Consider the following 18,045-nt stretch of genomic DNA (forward strand, 5'->3'; position numbering starts at 1 on the left):
CAGAGGTCTCTCTACCATCGTCTATGCAGAAACAAGATTATATGAAATAAAAGGAGTAACCAATGACCGGAAACTATTCAACACGTGAATACCGTGAAAAATTATATGATGATCTTCATGTTCGATTAAGAGATACTGCAATTTTAATGTGTGCGATTTTTATTGCCTCTATCGGACTAAATATGAATTCAACGGCTGTCGTTATTGGAGCTATGCTGATTTCCCCTCTTATGACACCGATTGTTGGACTGGGATTCGGTTTGGCTATTTTTGATACGCGTTTAATCAAGCAATCTCTAGAGGTTTTATTTACTCAAGTATTGGTCAGTTTGCTTGTCTCGACTCTGTATTTCTGGATGTCTCCCTTATCTTATGCAAGTAGCGAGTTGATTGCACGAACCTCTCCAACCATTTGGGATGTTCTCATTGCTATTGCTGGTGGGATAGCAGGTGTAATTGGTTCAAGGAAAAAAGAAGCAAACAATATCGTGCCTGGCGTAGCCATTGCAACAGCTCTGATGCCACCTATCTGTACTGCAGGCTATGGTTTAGCTAATGGAAATGTGCGATTTTTATTCGGGGCTCTCTATCTTTTCTTGATTAACTGTGTCTTTATCATGCTAACCAATATTGTTGGAACAAGAATTTTAATGAGAAAATCTCCTTTAAGTTCATTTAAAGAGCTAAACATTAAAATGAGAATTGGTCTGTTATCCTTGATTGTATTATTGGTTCTTCCAGCCAGCTATTCAGCAGTCACTCTGACGATGGATCAAGCACGAAAAGAAGGGATTAAACAGTTTGTAGGCAAAGAGTTCTCTAATCATACGATCATTAATCAAGTCTACAAGTCAAGTAGCAATGAATTAGTCTTGACAGTTGTTGGAGATCCGATTTCAGAAGAAGAATTAGAAACAATTCGCCAAAAGCAAGCCTCTTACGGTATTCAATCTGTTCAATTGAAAGTCAATCAAGTCCATAATTCGACAAAATTAGATAGTGAGACGACCAAGGAATTTTACGAAAACATTGACAAGTATATCGATCAAAAACTCTCTGAAAAAGATTCACAAAACGATCTCGTAAAAGAAAATGAAGCAGACAAGGATTGAGGATAGTCAACTTATCTAACTCATGGAAGCAAATCTTGGGAGGATATCCTATATTCAAAAGTTAGTGGATAGAAAGAATTGTTGATGAGGATACTATTTGTGGTGATTTGACAGATCACTACTAGCTCAGCTTAATCAAAATGTAAAAAAGCAACAACTATTTCAGTTGTTGCTTTTTAGGTGGCTGAGATTTTGTTCTAGGTTAAATGGTTTATTTCTCAACACGGGATTTATTTGCAATATCTGCAAGAATCAATTCTACAAATGCATCTACCGGCATGGTTTCTGTTTCTTTTTGACCATAACGGCGGACGTTAACTGCTTGCTCTTCCATTTCCTTGTCCCCAACGATCAATTGGTAAGGAATCTTTTGCGTTTGTGAAGCACGGATCTTGAACTGCATTTTTTCATTGCGTTCATCCACATCGGCACGAACACCGCGGTCACGGAGTTTCTTCGCTACTTCCCAAGCGTAGTCCACGTGTTTTTCGTTAGATACTGGGATAAGGGTTACTTGGTGAGGGGCAAGCCATGTTGGGAAGGCACCCTTGTAGTTCTCAATCAAGATCGCAGTAAAGCGTTCCATCGTTGAGATAACCCCACGGTGAATCATCACTGGACGGTGCTCTTCCCCATCAGCTCCGATGTAGTGAAGGTCAAAACGTTCTGGAAGCAAGAAATCCAACTGGATAGTAGAAAGAGTTTCTTCCTTACCAAGAGCAGTCTTAACTTGGATATCCAATTTTGGTCCGTAGAAGGCTGCTTCCCCTTCAGCTTCGTAGTATTCAACACCCATATCATCGACAGCGGCTTTCAACATGCGTTGAGCATTTTCCCACATCTCGTCGTTATCAAAGTATTTGTGTTTGTCTTCAGGATCACGGTAAGACAAGCGGAAACGGTAATCCGTCAAGTTAAAGTCTTCATACACATCGATGATCAATTGAAGGATCTTCTTGAATTCTTCCTCGATTTGTTCTGGAGCCACAAAAGTATGACCATCATTCAGAGACATTTCACGCACACGTTGAAGACCAGTCAGAGCACCAGATTTTTCATAACGGTGCATCATACCAATTTCAGCGATACGGATAGGCAATTCACGGTAAGAATGCACATGGTGTTTGTAGACTTCAATGTGGTGAGGGCAGTTCATTGGACGAAGAACAAACTCTTCTCCATCCCCCATATCCATTGGTGGGAACATGTCTTCACGGTAGTGATCCCAGTGACCTGAAGTTTTATAAAGTTCTACAGAAGCAATTGGTGGAGTGTAGACGTGTTGGTAGCCTGCTGCTACTTCTTTATCAACGATGTAGCGTTCCAATTCACGACGGATGGTCGCACCATTTGGCAACCAGAATGGAAGACCTTGACCAACTTCTTGAGAAATCATGAACAAATCAAGCTCTTTCCCAAGTTTACGGTGGTCACGCTCTTTAGCTTCTTCACGCATTTGAAGGTAGTTCTTCAAGTCTTTCTTGTCAAACCAAGCAGTACCATAGATCCGTTGCATCATGGCATTGTCGCTATTCCCACGCCAGTAAGCACCAGCAACGTTAAGAAGGTGGAAGATTTGGATGCGACCAGTTGATGGGACGTGTGGGCCACGGCAAAGGTCAACGTATTCACCTTGACGGTAGATGGTCAACCCACCTTCGTCTTCTGAGTGTTCTTCAATCAATTCCAATTTGTATGGATCATTTTTGAAGATTTCACGCGCTTCATCCTTGGTCACTTCTTCACGGATAGATGGGAAGTTTTCTTTCACGATTTTCTTCATTTCTTCTTCGATACGAGGAAGGTCTTCATTAGAAATTTGACCAGCTTGGTTGTCTGTATCGTAGTAGAAACCATCTTCGATCGCTGGACCGACACCCAAGTGGATATCTGGGAAGAGGCGACGAGCTGCTTGGGCAAACAAGTGTGCCGCTGAGTGACGCAAGATTGGAAGAGCATCTTCGTGATCAGGTGTCACGATTTCAATGCTTCCGTCTTCAGTGATGGCACGAGTTGTGTCAATTAATTTGCCATTGAATTTACCAGCAAGGGCTTTTTTAGCCAAAGAATTGCTGATAGATTGGGCAATTTCAAAAGTAGTAACGCCAGATTCGAATTCACGAAAAGCGCCATCTGGGAAAGTAATCTTAATCATGATTTTCTCCTTATAAAGTTTTTAGTAGCTAAATGGGTGGGAGGTGTCTTTGAACATTGGAATCGTCACTCCTTTTGATGTCTTCATGAAGAAATCAAAAAAGCGACCTCCTCGAAAGGACGTCGCAACGTGGTTCCACCTTCATTTATGTTCCTCAAAAAAGAGGGACACCTCTGATTGGCTCTAACGTAGCCACCGTTTTATGTTTGCATAAAAGAATCACGAGTAGTCCCAAACCTATCCTCTACGCGATTTCCAGCCCCACGCGCTCTCTATCAGATTTCCTAGATTTGATATGTCTCTGTCAGTTATTATAGCACGATTGAAAAATTTTGCAAGAAAAAGTTTCATTTTCAATCAAAGAAATGCGTGATTTTACGGATTTTCTTCACTTGTTTGACCGAAGCCTTCATCATCTTCACAGATCCATTGACCGGAAGAGCAATCACCTTGGTCGGGATTTTCACAATGGTCTTAGACATCCGCTTAACCCGGCTTTGCTCAGGATTCAAATCATTTGAGAAGTCTTTAGAGATGATTTTATCCAAGTAAAATTCGTAGACCCGACGGCCAAAGGTTGCTGCAGAAATATCATCAATCTTTTCTGCCCACTTGCTCTCATCGATTGCAGGCATCTCGTCAATCGCTTCAAGAACCGCTTGTGCCAGATCGCTCTCTTCATAAAAGAGCTTTCCAAACATAGGGTCATCAATCACGTGATCGAGATAAGGATTGCCATGAGCGATAATCGGGGTACCACTTGCAATACTCTCTAAATAGGTTAACCCTTGCGTCTCACTCGTTGAAGCTGAAATAAAGAAGTCAGCCGCCTTATAGTAGAGAGCTGTCTCATTTGGTGGGATCATCCCTGTAAAGACAACCGCATCTGAAATCCCCAGTTTCGCCGCTTGTTTTTTCAGATCATCCAAATAAGGTCCATCCCCAGCCACAATCAACTTAACTTTAGAATTGGCTTGAAGGACATCAGGAAGGGCCGCAATAACAGCCTGAATATTCTTTTCATAAGAGACCCGCGACAGGCTCAATAAGAGCGTTTCATCTTCTGCGACTTCATATTTTTCACGAAGAGCAGCTGTTTCTGTCGGAGTGATTTCCGGTCGGTCAAACTTGGCCAAATCAATCCCTGTCGGAATAATACGTTTTTCTGCCTTGACCTTGTACTTTTGGAGCAAGTCATAGACGATCTCGCTTGGGCAAATGACGCCGTCCAGATCATTCATATAACTTCTCACAATGTATTTGACCATACTTGGGCGAATGACCATGCCTCTCGCAATATAGCGGACATAGTCCTCATACTGAGTATGGTAGGTATGAATGACTGGAATCCGCAATTCGCGTCCAATCCAAACTCCCAAAAGGCCTAATGAAAACTCAGTCTGGGTATGGATAATATCCAACTGGTATTGCTTGGCAATGGCAAGTGCCTTTGAAAAACCACGATAAGCAACGCGGCGGTCCTTAAAGGCGAAGAAAGGCACACTTGGAATCCGAATAATTTGCCAATCTTCATAGCGGTTCACATCTTTATCCGTTGTCGTAAAGATAAAGACCGTGTGACCCAATTTTTCTAATTCTGTTTTGAGCGTCCGAATGCTGGTCGCCACTCCCGAAACTTGCGGGAAATAGGTATCTGTAAATAATCCTACACGCATCTTACATCTCCAAAACTGTTTGATAGGCTTCGACCAATTGATGAGCCACTAAGTCGATCGAACGACTCTCAGCAACCTTGTAGCCAGCCTCCCGCTTATCTACTTGTCCGTTCAAGACCTTGTTCAAGGAATCCACAAATTCATCCACATTGTGGCACAATTCAGATGAGCTCTCGTCGACCCAGCCATTGTATACGGGAATGTCCCGCAAGACCGTATGCTGATGACTAGCCAAAGCTTCTAAAACAACGATTCCTTCCGTTTCTTCATAAGATGGGAAGAAGAAAGCATCTGAACCCGTCATAGCCCCTTGGAAGACCGCTCCCTTGAAATAGCCAGGGAATTCCACATTACTAGGATGATCCTTTTCCACTATGCGACGAATCTTACGCGGAATGATCCATTTGTTAATCGATCCAAGCCAAATAAAGCGCACATCCGGCATGCGACGGGCCACTTCTACGAAATCTTCAATCCCTTTGCGTTTAAAATACAGCCCCGCACAGATAACAACCTTTTGGCCTTCTTGAATATTAAAATGCTTGCGAAAGACTTCTTCTTTTTTCGGATCCTTCTTGTATTTTTCCAAATCAATCCCATTGGAGACCGCGATAATCGGTGTTGTCACCCCATAAGACTGAATCAGATGTTTGGAATACTCAGATGGCGTGATCACATAGTCTGCCTTTTGGTACATGTGAGCCAAATACTTTCCAAACAAGGGCGCAAAAAAGTTAGACCCGATAAAGGAATTTTCAAAATCCTCACGGGTTGAATGACCATGCATGATGACTTTCTTTCCACGACGTTTTGCTGCATGGAGCAAAAGGAAACTCCGTGGGCCATAGGTATTGATATGCACCACATCATAATCCCCTAAAATATCTGTCGTATACGGAATCCCAGCCAAATCAAGCGCATGCATTTGGTGCTGCAAGGCTCGACCAATTCCTGATTTTTGTAATACGGATTTTCCTTCTAAATACAGTAAAACTTTCATACCTTCTATTATACCGAAATAAAGAGTGCCCAGCAAGTCTCTACCTGTTTCTAGTATAAAAAAGAGGCTAGAACAGTTTTGTTCTAACCTCTCAGACTAGTAAACACGTCTTCCCAAGTCGAGACTCTAGTCTACTAATCCTTATTTTTTCGTCGTTCCACGTTGGTTGATCGTATGAGACAACAACACTTCGCGTTCTTCCAACTCTTCTTTGTGCATGATCTTGGTCAACATACGCATACTAATCGCACCAAGGTCATACAAGGGTTGGCCAATCGTTGATAGATTTGGACGCGTGTAACGTGTTACTTGTGAATCATCACTAGTAATGATTTCAAAGTCTTCTGGTACTTTGATACCGTGATCAGACAAGCCATTCAAGAGACCTGCAGCCAATTCATCACCTGTCACAAAAGCAGCTGTTGCTTTTGACGCAATGATGCGTTCTGCCAAGTTGTAACCTTCATCATAACGGTACTTGGATTCAAAGACAAGTCCTTCGCTATAGCTCAATTTTTTCGCTTTCAAAGCTTCTTTGTAGCCCGCCAAACGGATTTTTCCATTGATATCATCCACCAATGGGCCGCTTACAAAAGCAATTTTCTTGTTGTGTTTTGCCAACTGTGTAACAGCATCAACGGTTGCTTGCTTGTAGTCAATATTGACACTTGGCAATTGGTGTTCAACATCCACTGTACCAGCAAGGACAACTGGCGTACGAGAGCGTGAAAATTCTGAACGAATCTTTTCTGTCAAATGATAGCCCATGAAAATGATCCCATCCACTTGTTTTGAAAAGAGGTTATTTACCACTGAAACTTCTTTGTCATCGTCTTCATCGCTATTTGCAAGAACAATATTGTACTTATACATTTCAGCAATGTCATCGATCCCCTTAGCCAATGTAGAGAAATAGCTATTCGTGATGTTTGGAATCACAACACCGACTGTTGTTGTTTTCTTGCTAGCAAGACCACGCGCAACAGCATTTGGACGGTAATCCAAGCGTTCGATCACTTCTAATACTTTTTTACGTGTATTTTCTTTAACGTTTTTATTCCCATTTACTACACGACTAACGGTTGCCATTGAAACCCCTGCTTCACGGGCGACATCATAAATCGTTACTGTATCGTCTGTATTCATAAGATTTCCTTTCATTATTGAAAATTTCGTTTTCACTCTCTAATTAATCCTATTTTATCATGGATTGTAAACACTTTCAAGTATTTTGGTAAAATTTTGTAAACTCTTGCTTTTTTGGGGAAAATTTGACAAAATAGATCCATAGAAAGAAGGTAGCATTATGTCTAAATTAGATCAAATCGTCGATTTTCTTGAAACTGAAAAAACAGATGTCGCTGTTGTATCCGATCCTGTCACCATCAATTACCTGACTGGATTTTACAGTGATCCCCACGAACGTCAACTCTTCTTGTTCGTTTACACAGACCACGAACCCCTTCTCTTCGTTCCTGCCCTTGAAGTGGAACGGGCGACTGCAGTTGTCGATTTCCAAGTGGTTGGCTATGTGGATTCTGAAAACCCATGGGAAAAGATTAAAGGGGCTATCGCAAAACCCGATGCCAAAACTGTTGCACTTGAATATGATAACTTGATCCTTACCAAATACAATGGCTTACGTACTGTCTTTGAACAGGCTCAATTCACCAACTTGACACCACGGATTAACCGGATGCGCTTGATCAAATCTGCTGATGAGATCCAAAAGATGTTGGTGGCTGGTCAATATGCAGATAAGGCTGTCAATATGGGATTCAACGCCATCTCACTGGATAAAACAGAAACTGATATCGTAGCAGAAATCGACTTTGGTATCAAACGATTGGGTTATGAAATGAGCTTTGAAACCATGGTCTTGACTGGAAATAATGCAGCTAACCCACACGGAATTCCTGGAAGCAACAAAGTCGAAAACGATGCTCTCTTGCTCTTTGACCTTGGCTGTATGGTGAATGGTTATGCGTCTGATATGACCCGTACCGTCGCGGTTGGAAAACCGGATGATTTCAAAAAAGAAATCTACCACTTGACGTTAGAAGCTCAACAAGCAGCCATCGATATGATCAAACCTGGTGTAACCGCACATGACGTTGACCGTGCTGCACGGAGCGTCATCGAAAAAGCTGGCTATGGTGAATACTTCAACCACCGCCTTGGACACGGTATCGGTATGGATGTGCATGAATTCCCTTCTATTATGGAAGGAAATGACCTGGTGCTTGAAGAAGGCATGTGCTTCTCAGTCGAACCTGGGATCTATATCCCAGGTAAAGTCGGAGTCCGTATCGAAGACTGCGGCTATGTCACAAAAGACGGCTTTGGACTCTTTACAGAAACCAGCAAAGACTTGCTTTACTTTGACTAATCCTTTTGTAGATCCAAGTCGCAGCAAACAGAATGTTTCGTCAATAAATATAAAAAATGAGGCTGGGACAAAAGTCCTAGCCTCTTAATTGTTTTTGGATTGTCGAACAAGACGCAGTGGTTGAGTAGTCTCTACTACGCTGATTTCATCAGCTTTTACAGCCTACTCAACTGTTCGGAGGTGGGACGACGAAATCGAATTCTAACGAATGACCGATTTCTGTCCCACTCTCTTTTTTCTTATGAAACCGATTCGAGGTCCATTCTTTTCTGCGCGTCTTCTACGACTTCTTTTAGGCTGGTTTGAGCCATCTCTTTTTCCATAGCAGTCTGAATGTCTTCGAGCTTCCCATCTAAGACATGATGGATATTGTGACCTATTGGGCAATTTGGATTGGGGTTTTCATGGAAACCAAATAATTGGCCTGTCGAACCTAAGCATTCGACCGCTTGATAGATATCCAGCAGACTGATCTCATCGGCTGCTTTAGCGAGTTCAGCTCCTCCTGTCCCACGCGCTACATGGATCAATCCCGCTTTCTTTAACTGAGACAAGGTCTTTCGAATAATGACCGGGTTCACCCCAACACTCTCAGCAATCATATCACTGGTCACCTTGGTACAGTCCCCTTTTAGGGCAATCATCACTAGTACATGGGTTCCAATGGTAAACCGACTCGAAATTTGCATGTCTTTTCTCCTTTCTGCCTGTTCTGAAAGTGACATCCATTGGACGATTGTCAACAGACGACTCTTACTACCCTTATTATACTAGTTTTTGTTGTAATGTCAACAGTTACACTTTTGAAAAAAGTCCTCTAACCAAGCATCGATTTCTCGATCATGACCTTCTCTCTGCTCAATCTCATGAAGTAGCTCATGATTGTGGGTATGATGAATGCCATTGACCAAACTTTCATAATACACTTGATAATAAGGAAGATGGAGATCTTTTGCGAGTTGTAGTTCTTTTTGGACATCATAGTCCACCCGTCTAAAATCAACATCTTTTAGGCCCATTTGATCAAATTCAAGAATAGCATACATGGCCCGAAGATCCTTGCGAAGATTCTTTTCCAAAAAGAAAGGTTGACCGATCGACCCAGGATTGATGATCAGTTCTCCTCCTGTCCCGTAGCGAAAAAACTGCTGGTGAATGTGTCCGTAGACTGCAATATCACAAGACGGATTTGTCACCAAGCGATCAAAATCCTTCTGCTCACCAATGTGGATCAATTCCCGACCCCAATTCTTATCGGGTAAGTGGTGGGTAATGCCGATCTTTAAACCGGCGATTTCTCTATGGACCTGCATGGGCATTTCCTGCATGGCTTCAATTTCCTGAGGCGTGATTTCTTCAAGAATATATTGACACTGGCGCATAAGGTAGCGATGGCTTGATCTAGTCTCATCCAACATCCCCCTCATGGCGCGCCAAAGACTATCTTCCCAGTTTCCAAGGACTTTCACCGTAATAGGAAGCTCCTCTAACAGCTCCAAAAGGGCGCGTCTGCCTGTTCCAGGCATCAAACTATCACCCAAGAGCCAATATTCATCCACCTTGGCTTTTCGACTATCCTCAAGGACAGCTTCCAAAGCTGTCGTATTTCCATGAATATCTGAAAGTAAAGCAATTTTAGTCATGATCTTCTCCTTCTCTCCATTATAACAAAGCCTCAAAAATCTTTCAGCCTGAAACAACTATTTATAGGAAGTTCCTTTTTTTCTATTTATTTGATTTTCAAATGATTTTTCACTAAAAAGGGCAAGAAACCTCTCATTATCATGAACTATTATATATTTTATGCTATAATGGAGACAAATTGATTTATTCTTAGAAAGAAGGCTCATCATGAGTTTACAACAGTTTGAAAGGAAATCACTTCAAGAAATCAACCAATCTATTGACGTACCAAAAGGCATCCCTTTTTGGAAGACCCTCCTGCTCTTTTCAGGACCAGGAAGTCTAGTAGCTGTCGGCTATATGGATCCGGGAAACTGGATTACTAGTGTCGTCGGAGGGGCCCAATACCGTTACCTACTCTTATCAGTGGTTCTTCTCTCCTCTTTAATCGCCATGCAGTTGCAACAAATGGCTGGTAAACTAGGAATTGTCCATCGTAAGGACCTGGCCCAAACAACCGCCCATCACTTGCCAAAATGGCTTCGCTATACCCTTTGGATTGTGATCGAGCTTGCCCTGATGGCGACAGATTTAGCAGAAGTCATCGGATCAGGGATTGCCCTCCACCTTCTTTTTGGCTGGCCCTTGCTTTTTTCCATTCTGATCACCATCTTTGATGTCTTCCTCTTATTGGGGCTCATGCATCTAGGATTTCGAAAGATCGAGGCCATCGTTTCAACCTTGATCCTCACGATCCTTGCAATTTTCGGCTATCTGGTTTTCCTATCGAAACCAGATATCGGGGGAATCTTTGCTGGATTCCTGCCTCAAAAAGAAGTACTGGGAATTGGTCTTCCAAAAGGAAATGAAGCCTTGACCTTGGCACTTGGAATCATCGGGGCAACCGTAATGCCCCACAACCTCTACCTCCACTCTTCCATTTCACAAACGCGAAAGGTGGACTACAAAGATTCAGCAGATATCAAACGGGCAGTGCGCTTTATGACCTGGGATTCAAATATTGAATTGAGCTTGGCCTTCGTCGTCAACTCCCTCCTCTTGATTCTTGGAGCGGCCCTCTTCTTTGGTCACGGAGATAAGATCGGTGCTTTTTCTAGCATGTATAATGCCCTCAAAGATAATCATATTGCCGGTGCTATCGCTAGTCCCTTCTTGTCTACCCTCTTTGCCATCGCTTTGTTAGCCAGTGGTCAAAATTCAACCATTACTGGGACCCTAACCGGTCAAATCGTTATGGAAGGTTTCTTGAGATTCCGCCTGCCACAATGGGTCGTTCGTCTCATGACTCGGATCATTGCCCTTCTTCCTGTCATCATCGTTGCGATCTTATTTGGAGATCAGGAACATGTCCTCGACGACCTTCTAGTCTACTCTCAAGTCTTCCTATCAGCGGCTCTTCCATTCTCCATCTTCCCTCTGGTTTATTTCACCTCCAACAAGGAAATCATGGGAGAACATGTCAATGCGAAATGGAATACTTTCTTAGGTTATCTCGTTGCGATTGTCTTAACTATCTTAAATTTCAATCTGATCGTGACAACTTTTATCAAATAAAGAAACCAGCACTTAAACGGTGCTGGTTTCTTTATTCGTCCCTTCATCTTGTTCCTCCTTTTCCTAAAAATTTCCTGACCATTTTTTTAGGAGGGAATTATTTTAAATCACTAATTGTTGTGAGGTTTTCACAAAATCTTGCCAGTGCCCGTCATTCATAAACTTATAAATTTTTTGTACACTTTCCGTTATCTGTACAAAAATGAGAATTGTTGTCTAATTTATTCTTTTGGAGTATAATGCTCTTTGTTAGTGTCGTGAAATTATTTAACATATAAATTATTTTAACGTCAAATAAATAAGAATAAATTTATACAACTACAGAAAGGAACATATGGTACGCCAAAGACAAACAACAACCAAGTCAGACTTACGAAATGCGCTCTCAAAACTCCTCTTGCAACAACCTTTTGAAAGCATCACTATTCGACAATTAACTGAAACCGCTGGGATTAACCGCGGGACCTTCTACTTGCACTATGTCGATAAATACGACATGTTTGAGCAAATGAAAATGGACATGATGCAAGAATTGGATAGCCTCTTCGTTGAAGGAAGCCCTGTCAAGGTAAACTTTCTCAATGTCTTGACTGCTATTAAAGAGAATTATGATTTTATTTATGCCTTGTCCCAATCCTGCTGCTCGGACTTCCGTAAACTAATAAGAAGTTTTACCCTCCATGCATTAGACGATACTCCCCATGCGAAAGAACACATCATTTCAGACTTTCAAGTTCCATACAAGTATGGTCTAGAAATTTTCATCGCTACAATCGAATCTGTGATTGTGACCTGGTTAGAATCTGGTGCCAAGGAAGAGCCAATCGAAATCGGGACGATCATTCTTAGCGTCTGCGACTTTGCTAACTGGAACTAAATTCCCCAACCTTTTCCTACCTTTATGGAGAAGGTTTTTTCTTTTTGGCAAATGAACAACATATAGATCACCTTGTTCAACTTGTTTGTAGAAAGCAAAAAAGCAGGATGCTAGGATCCTGCTTTTTCTCTATTTTTTCTTTGCCAACATGGTTGCAAATCGAAGTTGAATCCGATGGCCATTCTCATCTCGACGATGGAGATGGCCAGGATTTTCATTGTATTTGACCAATTCCCAATCCTTGTAATACTCCGCCAATTCTCCTTCTTTAAAGGTGAACGAGAAGGGCATCTGGCAAGGATAATCTTCCGTATCCATAGCACAGACAATGAGATTGTAACCACCTGGATTGGTATGCTCTTGCATATTGCGGATAATCGCTGGAATCCGATCAGCCTCTAAAAACATGAGGACCACAGTCGATATGATGAAGTCATAGTTTTGGGTAAGAGCTGCAGCATTGATATCATAGAGTCCCACTGGCATCTCTAGATCTTCCTCAGCGACAATACTTTGTAAGATCTCAAGAGCCAGTTCATTTTGATCCACTGCTGTCACGTCAAAGCCATGTTGGGCCAAAAAGAGGGCGTTGCGGCCTTGCCCGCATCCTAGATCCAGCGCCTTTCCAGCTGGGACAATTCCCACTGCTTCTAGCACTTCTGAATGGACAGGATTGGTGTTGTATTTTTTGGGGAAATAGTCTTTTGGCTCACAGTAAAATTCTAGGTACCACTCCACATCGTCAGTCGCCGCTTCGACACGATGCCAGGCCTGGGGCTCGGCCATGGGGTTCTCTGCTCCTGCTTCAAAGAGGTGGCTCGCAATTTCTTCCCCCTCTTCGGTCAATTCAATAAATCGTAACTGACCTTTTAGAACCGTAATCTTCCCCCAGGTTCCTACCTTGGTATTGTGCTTTCTTTGAAGAGCTTCTGGCATGGTATCCTTGGTCCAGATAGGCATGCGCTTGTAAGCAATCAATTTTTGTGTCATGCTGCTTCTCCTTTTTCTTTCTGTACCCTTATCATACAGAAAAAAATTCCTTTTTACAAGTTGGAAAAAGAGGCCCCTCTCCGAGAAAAAAGGCAGTTCTGAAACTTGTTTCAGAACTGCCTTTTTAGTTTAACGTGTATTGTATTGTTTCATGACCCGTGCGATGTCCCGGTTTTGTTCCCGACGCTTGATGGATTCACGCTTGTCATAATCATGTTTCCCTTTAGCGAGTCCCAAAAGCAATTTGGCATAGCCGTCCTTGAGATAGACCTTCAAAGGCACCAAGGTCATTCCGGTCCCTTTGGTGTCTTGGTCCAGCTTTTGGATTTGCTTTTTATGAAGAAGGAGCTTGCGACGACGGTCTGGATCTTGGTTCCAGATATTGCCTTCCTCATAAGGGGCAATGTGGACATTGCTAAGCCAAACTTCGCCATTTTTTACTTGTGCAAAGCCATCTTTCAAGTTAATGCGTGCCGCACGGACACTTTTGATCTCTGTCCCCGTCAGCACCATCCCTGCTTCAATCGTATCCACGATGGTGTAGTCATGTCTCGCCTTTTTATTTTGCGCGACTACCTTTCCTTCGCCCTTTGCCATGTTTGGCTCCTTTCTTTGCTACTTCCTTGTAAAATGGTTTCTTCCCTTTTTTCTTTTTGGATTTAGAGGAAGAATCTTTCCGCTTGTCATCTTTTCTAGCAGTTGATCCCTTAGAAACTTTTTTGTCCTTGCGTCTGCGATCCCTGCGATTACCATCTCGGTCACGTCCTTTAGACTTGAGGCCTTTTTCAACGACATCCCATTCACTTGGAATATAAGAGAAATCAATCTCTCCGGTCATCTTGTCGGCTCTTTCTACCTTGATTCGGATTTGCTGACCGACACGGAAGGTCACTCCGGATTTTTCCCCGCGAAGGGTTAGATCTCGTTCGTTAAAATGGTAGAATTCAGGGAGATTGGTAATATGGATCAAGCCTTCAACCGTATTTGGCAACTCCACAAAGAGGCCAAATTTTACCACACTGGAAACCACGGCATCGTACTCTTCCCCAACATAGTCTTCCATGTATTCTGCCTTCTTCATGGCTTCTACTTCGCGCTCTGCATCAATAGCTCGGCGTTCTCGACTAGAGGATTGGCTGGCAATGTCTGGAAGGACTTGTTCAAAGTGTTCAGCTACTTCTTGGGATTTCCCATATTCGCGCACCATTCGATGAACCATCAGGTCCGGATACCGACGGATGGGACTGGTAAAGTGGGTATAATACTCAGCAGCAAGCCCATAGTGGCCATGGTTATGCTCTGAGTAGCGAGCCTGCTGCATCGAGCGCAACAACATCATCGAAAGGACATCTGCATAGGGTTCCCCTTCGACCTTGCGCATAATTTCTTGCAGGGCTTCTTGACTCATCTCACTAGCCGTTCCGTAGATCTGGATACCAAAGCTGGAAGCATAATCGATAAACTTCTGTACTTTTTCTGCTTTTGGATCTTCGTGGATCCGGTAGATGAACGGCAGTTTCAGTCGCGTAAAGTGCTCCGCCACTGTTTCATTGGCAATCAACATAAAGGACTCGATCATCCGCTCGGCAATTCCTCTTTGGCGAAGGACAATATCGACCGGTTTCCCTTCTTTATTGACCAAGATTTTAGCCTCATTGGTATCAAAATTGAGGGCTCCGCGGCGAATCCGCATGCTTTCTAGAATGCCATGCAAGGTGGCCATTTGATGAATACTTGGAACAATTTTCTTAAAGGTTTGAGCCTTTTCTTCGTCGCCCGCTAAGATATCATTGACGTCGCTATAGGTCATTCGGAAGGTTGTATTGATCACTGTTTGGGTAATGGTATGCTTGACGACTTTTCCATGAGGATCAATCTCCATGATAGCAGACTGGGTCAGGCGATCTACATTCGGATTCAAAGAACAGATCCCATTGGACAAGCGTTCTGGAAGCATGGGTACTACTCGGTCGGTCACATAGACAGAGGTAGCACGATTTAGAGCTTCCTTGTCGAGTGCTGAACCTTCCTGAACGTAATAAGAGACATCTGCGATGTGAACACCCAGCTCAAAGTTGCCGTTCTTGAGTAACTTGATATGGACCGCATCGTCCAAGTCTTTGGCATCTGCCCCATCAATGGTAAAGGTGATCTCCTCTCGCAGATCCAAGCGTCCCTCTATATCCTTAGCAGACGGTGCATCTGGAACCTGTTCAGCCTCTTTCAGCACTTCTTCTGGAAATTCTGAGACAATGTCCATGGACTCTAAGACTTCCAAGACATCGATTCCTGGATCTGTTACATGACCGACCACATCCCGCACAGTCGCCACAAAATAATTGTGTTTGCGGCTCGGGTATTGATCAATTTCGACCTTGAGGATTTCGGTCCCTTCCAATTGAATGGCTGGCTTCTTCACATAGATCAGCTGGCTGATCTTTTGATTTTTCGAACGAATGTAGCCGGCATATTTAGGCTTTTCCTCATCCAGAACAATTTGTCCAACTACTGTTGTGACACTATGTTCCAAGACGTCAATAACCTTAGCTTCTGCTGCCGTTCCCTTGTTTCGGTCTGCCACCTTAGTAATGACGATCTCTACGGTATCACCATCGATGGCGTGGTTGACATCATTTCGGCCAACAAAGAGGTCCTCTTCTTCGCCTTCTAAACTGACAAAACCAAAGCCATTCTTATGGGCATGAAAGATCCCCTTGAGCGTAATGGCTGGGGCCTTCTTTTGAGCCAAACGAAGAGAGCCATCATCTTCGAATTTCAACTCATGACGGCGTTCCATCAGAGAGATGGTTTTGACCAAGTCACGGAAATCCTTAGACCCTTCCTTTCCTAGAGCTGCTGCCAGATCATTGATCTGGGCTTTGTCATGCTCTTGTAAATATTCTTTAATACTTGTTTTCATTGATTTATTTGCTGGTTATCCAGCCTCCTTTTTTCTATCTAGTTGTGTCATCATCGTTTTGCAAAATAAAAATAGGCAAAGACATTGTCTGAGCCTATCTTATTTACTAGAAAGTACCATTAAGATCATCGCGATCAATAACCAAAAGAAGATCATAATAGCTGTTAAACGCTGCATCACGGCTTCAAACCCGCGCGCTTTTGAACGTTCAAACAAGTCATTTGAGCTTGCGTCAAAGACGTTGCTCGATTGGTTTTTTGTTGGTTGCATAAAAATTGCGATAATAATCAATACTGATAATACTAGTAAAATAGTTGTTAATGCTCCGCTCATATTCAAAACTCCTTAAAATCCTCACTATTATACCATGAAAATCATTTTGATTCAATATGTAAGGTTACTTTTCTTTCCTTGGGACAATACTTCAAGACCTCGATCTTTTCAGGATGGGTTTTGGTATTTTTACTGGTCAAATAATTCTGACTCCCACAGCTGGTGCAGGTCAATTGAACTTTAATTCGCACGTACGTCTCTCACTTTCAAATACTTTCTAAATAAGAATAAGAGGAACACCAAATCGGTAAAGGCTAAGAGGGCTGTACCGTAAAATACCCAATGATAGCCAAAATGCATGAAAATACTCGATCCCATCATTGGCCCTAATACACCACCTAAGTAATAAAAGAGCTGGTTGTAGCTAAAGATCCGAGAAATCCCTTCAGGAGGGGTTAAACGATTCAATAATGCAGAAACTCCAGGTAGTAGGGCTCCTGTCCCGATTCCAAAGAGGAAGCGTAAAATTCCTAATTGCAGGGGTGATTGCGCTTGGGCACAAAGGATATAGAGACAACCACTATAAAGAAGGGCGATTAATAAGAGCCGGTGATTCCCGATTCGGTCTCCGAGTTTTCCCATCCAACCTGAAAAGAGCATACTGGAGACTCCCATAGCCGAAACAATCATCCCTGATACAAAGATCAGGTTATCTCTTTGTCCCAAAGCTCGCACATAAAGAGGCAGGATCGGAGAAATAGATTGGGCGATCATTTGGATGGTCATACTGGTCAAAAAGAGTCCCAAGAGGATATCTTTTTGCTGAATGGACAAGAGCAACTCCCAACTGGATTTTTGTTCTTCTTTTGGAAGGGGCTCATAGTCTTCCTCGATGCCCCAGAAGGTTAAGAGGGAAACCAAAAATAAGAAGAAGCCGACCAAGAGAAAGACATTGCGCATTCCCAGATTTTCAGCAATGAGTCCCCCAATCAAAGGGCCCATCAAGGTTCCAGCCACGACACCCGTCGACAAGGTCCCTAGGGCATAGCCGGATTGGTCCTTGGGAACTTGACTGGCAACCAAGGCTGTACTATTAGGGACAAAGCCTGAAAAGACCCCATTGAGCAAGCGCAGGACCAAGAGCCAAAAGACAGATGGGACAAAGGCAATGCCGCCCATGGTCAGCGTCATGGCAATGGAAGCTCTAAGCATCATGGGTTTTCGACCATAGCGGTCGGCTAAGCTTCCCCAGATGGGAGACATGATCGCAGAGGTTACAGAAGAACTTGCGACGGCTATCCCAGCATAAAAGGGAACAGCCTTGCCCGTAACCCCCAACTCTTCCACAAAGAGGGCCATAAAAGGCACAACTAACGAAAGGCTAGCTCCGATGAAAAAGCACCCGATCCAGGCAATATATAGATTTTTACGCCAATTGATTTCTCTTGTGATAAA

Annotated in this window: 16 protein-coding genes; 4 read left to right on the forward strand and 12 right to left on the reverse strand. The window is 43.0% G+C overall.

Going from position 1 to position 18,045, the window contains the following annotated elements:
• Window positions 1–62: 62 nt before the first annotated feature.
• Window positions 63–1,112: a TIGR00341 family protein gene (locus tag TZ97_RS05785; protein ID WP_045759702.1), complete on the forward strand. Its 1,050-nt coding sequence runs from the start codon at window positions 63–65 to the stop codon at window positions 1,110–1,112.
• 211 nt (window positions 1,113–1,323) lie between these two features.
• Here the strand turns inward: TZ97_RS05785 and thrS are convergent, their stop codons facing one another.
• The 4 genes from thrS to ccpA all read right to left on the reverse strand — a co-directional run bounded on the left by thrS (window position 1,324) and on the right by ccpA (window position 7,089).
• Entirely contained in the window at window positions 1,324–3,267 is a 1,944-nt protein-coding gene (gene thrS / locus TZ97_RS05790) for a threonine--tRNA ligase (RefSeq protein WP_045759703.1), read from the reverse strand.
• Window positions 3,268–3,620: 353 nt separating this feature from the next.
• Window positions 3,621–4,943, reverse strand: a complete 1,323-nt coding sequence (locus tag TZ97_RS05795; protein WP_045759704.1) for a glycosyltransferase family 4 protein — start codon at window positions 4,941–4,943, stop codon at window positions 3,621–3,623.
• A 1-nt stretch (window position 4,944) separates the two neighbouring features.
• Window positions 4,945–5,943, reverse strand: a complete 999-nt coding sequence (locus TZ97_RS05800) for a glycosyltransferase family 4 protein (RefSeq protein ID WP_045759705.1) — start codon at window positions 5,941–5,943, stop codon at window positions 4,945–4,947.
• Window positions 5,944–6,084: 141 nt separating this feature from the next.
• Entirely contained in the window at window positions 6,085–7,089 is a 1,005-nt protein-coding gene (gene ccpA / locus TZ97_RS05805; RefSeq protein ID WP_045759706.1) for a catabolite control protein A, read from the reverse strand.
• Window positions 7,090–7,249: 160 nt separating this feature from the next.
• On the opposite strand from ccpA, the gene TZ97_RS05810 reads away from it, so the two are divergent.
• Window positions 7,250–8,332 carry a M24 family metallopeptidase gene (locus TZ97_RS05810; protein ID WP_045759707.1) on the forward strand — a complete coding sequence of 361 codons (1,083 nt, stop codon included), beginning with the start codon at window positions 7,250–7,252 and terminating at the stop codon, window positions 8,330–8,332.
• Window positions 8,333–8,571: 239 nt separating this feature from the next.
• Here TZ97_RS05810 and TZ97_RS05815 read toward each other — a convergent pair whose 3' ends face one another.
• Together TZ97_RS05815 and TZ97_RS05820 are read right to left on the reverse strand one after the other, a co-directional pair.
• Window positions 8,572–9,021, reverse strand: coding sequence for an Rrf2 family transcriptional regulator (locus TZ97_RS05815; protein ID WP_045759708.1), 450 nt, complete (start codon window positions 9,019–9,021; stop codon window positions 8,572–8,574).
• A 99-nt stretch (window positions 9,022–9,120) separates the two neighbouring features.
• On the reverse strand, window positions 9,121–9,975 hold the full coding sequence (locus TZ97_RS05820) for a metallophosphoesterase family protein (RefSeq protein WP_045759709.1): 855 nt from the start codon (window positions 9,973–9,975) through the stop codon (window positions 9,121–9,123).
• A gap of 208 nt (window positions 9,976–10,183) precedes the next feature.
• On the opposite strand from TZ97_RS05820, the gene TZ97_RS05825 reads away from it, so the two are divergent.
• Window positions 10,184–11,530: an Nramp family divalent metal transporter gene (locus TZ97_RS05825; protein WP_045759710.1), complete on the forward strand. Its 1,347-nt coding sequence runs from the start codon at window positions 10,184–10,186 to the stop codon at window positions 11,528–11,530.
• Between the two features lie 334 nt (window positions 11,531–11,864).
• Entirely contained in the window at window positions 11,865–12,407 is a 543-nt protein-coding gene (locus TZ97_RS05830; protein WP_003008179.1) for a TetR/AcrR family transcriptional regulator, read from the forward strand.
• 129 nt (window positions 12,408–12,536) lie between these two features.
• Here TZ97_RS05830 and tehB read toward each other — a convergent pair whose 3' ends face one another.
• The 6 genes from tehB to TZ97_RS05855 form a co-directional block, all read right to left on the reverse strand.
• Window positions 12,537–13,397, reverse strand: a complete 861-nt coding sequence (gene tehB, locus TZ97_RS05835; protein ID WP_045759711.1) for an SAM-dependent methyltransferase TehB — start codon at window positions 13,395–13,397, stop codon at window positions 12,537–12,539.
• Window positions 13,398–13,526: 129 nt separating this feature from the next.
• Window positions 13,527–13,994 carry an SsrA-binding protein SmpB gene (gene smpB / locus TZ97_RS05840; RefSeq protein ID WP_003005443.1) on the reverse strand — a complete coding sequence of 156 codons (468 nt, stop codon included), beginning with the start codon at window positions 13,992–13,994 and terminating at the stop codon, window positions 13,527–13,529.
• Entirely contained in the window at window positions 13,957–16,317 is a 2,361-nt protein-coding gene (gene rnr / locus TZ97_RS05845) for a ribonuclease R (RefSeq protein WP_045759712.1), read from the reverse strand. Before rnr ends, smpB begins: the two co-directional genes overlap by 38 nt.
• Window positions 16,318–16,416: 99 nt before the next feature.
• A complete protein-coding gene (gene secG / locus TZ97_RS05850) occupies window positions 16,417–16,650 on the reverse strand; it encodes a preprotein translocase subunit SecG (RefSeq protein WP_045759713.1) in 234 nt (77 codons plus the stop codon).
• 41 nt (window positions 16,651–16,691) lie between these two features.
• Window positions 16,692–16,841 carry a 50S ribosomal protein L33 gene (gene rpmG / locus TZ97_RS10240; RefSeq protein ID WP_003005699.1) on the reverse strand — a complete coding sequence of 50 codons (150 nt, stop codon included), beginning with the start codon at window positions 16,839–16,841 and terminating at the stop codon, window positions 16,692–16,694.
• Window positions 16,831–18,030 carry a multidrug efflux MFS transporter gene (locus TZ97_RS05855; RefSeq protein ID WP_327083384.1) on the reverse strand — a complete coding sequence of 400 codons (1,200 nt, stop codon included), beginning with the start codon at window positions 18,028–18,030 and terminating at the stop codon, window positions 16,831–16,833. Before TZ97_RS05855 ends, rpmG begins: the two co-directional genes overlap by 11 nt.
• Window positions 18,031–18,045: the final 15 nt, after the last annotated feature.

Origin of the sequence: Streptococcus parasanguinis (assembly GCF_000963275.1) — a bacterium.
GTDB classification, from domain to species: domain Bacteria; phylum Bacillota; class Bacilli; order Lactobacillales; family Streptococcaceae; genus Streptococcus; species Streptococcus parasanguinis_B.